A 2,012-nucleotide genomic window follows, 5' to 3' on the forward strand; every position below is an offset into this window, starting at 1 on the left:
GCAGCAGCGACGATCTGTGGATTTTCCTGCCGGCCTTGCGGCGCGTGCGGCGGCTGGTGTCGTCGAACCGCGCCGATCCGTGGGTGGGTTCCGAATTTTCGCTGGGCGACATCATCGGCCACAAGGTGGGCGACTGGCGTCACCGGCTGGTGGGGCGCGAATCGTTGGGCGCAACAAGCGCGATCCGCATCGAAAGCGTGCCCGCTTCGGCACGGGTGGCCAGCGATACCGGCTATGGCAAGCGCACGACCTGGCTGCGCGAAGCCGACGCCGCGACGCTGCGGGTGGATTTTCACGATCAGACCGGCGCGCCAGTCAAATCGCTGCTGGCTGACGACATCAGCGTTCTGGATGCTGGCAAGGGCAAGCTGCAGCCGATGCGCCTGACGATGCGCAACCTGCGCGGCGGCGGCGTGTCGACGCTGGCCTTCAGCCAGTTTCGCATCAACGCCGCTGTCAGCGATGCTGAACTCGCACCCCAGGCCCTGCAATCGTGAAGCCGGCGCTGGCCTTGTTGGCAGGCGCGGTGCTGTCGGCGCCGACGCTCGCCGCACCGGGTGTCGAACTGTCTGGCCGTGCCAGCGCCTGGAGCAGCGACCGCACCGGCACCGACGACGGATTCGAGGCAGCGGCCGAAGTGTGGCTGCGGGTGCGGCAAAGCCTTGGCGAGAACGCCGCACTGCGCGCTGAAGGCTGGGCGGGCATCAATCCGGATGGAACCGGCAAACTGGCCGGCGACATCCGCGAGGCGCAGCTGCAATTGACGGCGGGCGGCGTCACGGTGTCGGCAGGGCGCCAGACCAACGTCTGGGGCCGCGCCGACCGGATCAACCCCACCGATGTGGCTGCCGCCCGCGATTATCGCCGGCTGGTCGAGGACGAAGACGACAACCGGCTGGGCCTGGCCGGCGCGAGTGTGTCGCTGCCATTGGCCGGTGGCACGCTGGCGGCGCACTGGTTGCCGGAATTCCGCGCCACAGTGCTGCCGATCGTGCTGGCCGGGCCGGGCCGGGCCTTCCGGCAGGAGCGGGCGGACGCGCCCGAAACACAATTTGCCCTGCGTTACGAACGCTTCGGGGGCCGGTTCGACTGGTCGGTTACCTATGCCGACGTTGCCGATCGCACGCCGTGGCTTGCGATAGAGCGACCTGCCATCGGCGCGCCGGTGCTGGTTCAGCACCATCCGCGCCTTGCCATGCTGGGCGGCGATCTTGCGACAAATTTGGGCGACTTCGGCCTGCGGCTTGAACTGGCGGGTTATGATTATGCCGGCGGTGCGGCGCGCGGCCAGGCCGGGCGGCTGCCGCGATTTGCCGGCGTGCTGGGGATTGATCACAGTTTTCGCGGCCAATGGTCGGTGATTGCGCAGGCCGTGCTGCGGCTGAACCGTGGTTCGGCACTCGCGCCAGGCGCATCACCGCTGGTTTCGGATCGCAACAACCTCATCCATTCGGCGTGGCGCGATACCATCGTGGGCGGCACCATCAGGGTTCGCAAGGGGCTGGCCGGCGATCGTGGCGCGATCGAAGCAACGGTCGCGGCCTTCACCGGTGGCGGCAATTATGTGCAGCTCAAGGCTAGTCGCCGGCTGAATGACACGTTGCGCCTGTCGCTGCTGGCCGAACGCCATGGCGGCGCGCGCGGCACATTCTTCGGCCAATTGCGACCCAACAACATGATTTCAATCGCCGTGCGTGCCGGTTTCTGATCGGCGTCCTTTCCAGGAGAACTGCCATGTTCACCACTCTCGCCACCCTCGTCACGCGCCGGCCCTGGACGGTCATTGCCATGGTCGCCATGGCGGCACTGTTGTCGCTTGCCGGCGCGCGCCACCTGCATTTCGTCTCCGATTTCGACAGTTCGTTGCCCAACCGCAGCCCCCTGTCGGAACAGATCCACGCCATCCAGGATGCCTTCGAAAGCCGCAACACGCTGGCCTTTCTGATCAAGGACGGCACGCCCGCGGCGCGCGTGGCGGCGGCCTGCACGCTTTCGCAAGGCCTCACCCGTTT

The 2,012-nt window shown here is 67.2% G+C and carries 3 protein-coding genes; all 3 read left to right on the plus strand.

All coding sequences use genetic code 11. The features are described 5' to 3' along the window. The coding region (locus RMO81_RS12305; RefSeq protein WP_310476183.1) for an outer membrane lipoprotein-sorting protein at positions 1-497 on the plus strand (497 nt) is incomplete at its 5' end. After that, a complete protein-coding gene (locus RMO81_RS12310; protein WP_310476184.1) occupies positions 494-1,708 on the plus strand; it encodes a DUF1302 family protein in 1,215 nt (404 codons plus the stop codon). The genes RMO81_RS12305 and RMO81_RS12310, both read left to right, overlap by 4 nt. 26 nt (positions 1,709-1,734) lie before the next feature. Continuing rightward, positions 1,735-2,012, plus strand: a 278-nt coding sequence (locus RMO81_RS12315; protein ID WP_310476185.1) for a hypothetical protein, incomplete at its 3' end; no start/stop codon positions are given.

Source organism: Sandarakinorhabdus sp., from assembly GCF_031422795.1.
Classification (GTDB): domain Bacteria; phylum Pseudomonadota; class Alphaproteobacteria; order Sphingomonadales; family Sphingomonadaceae; genus Sandarakinorhabdus.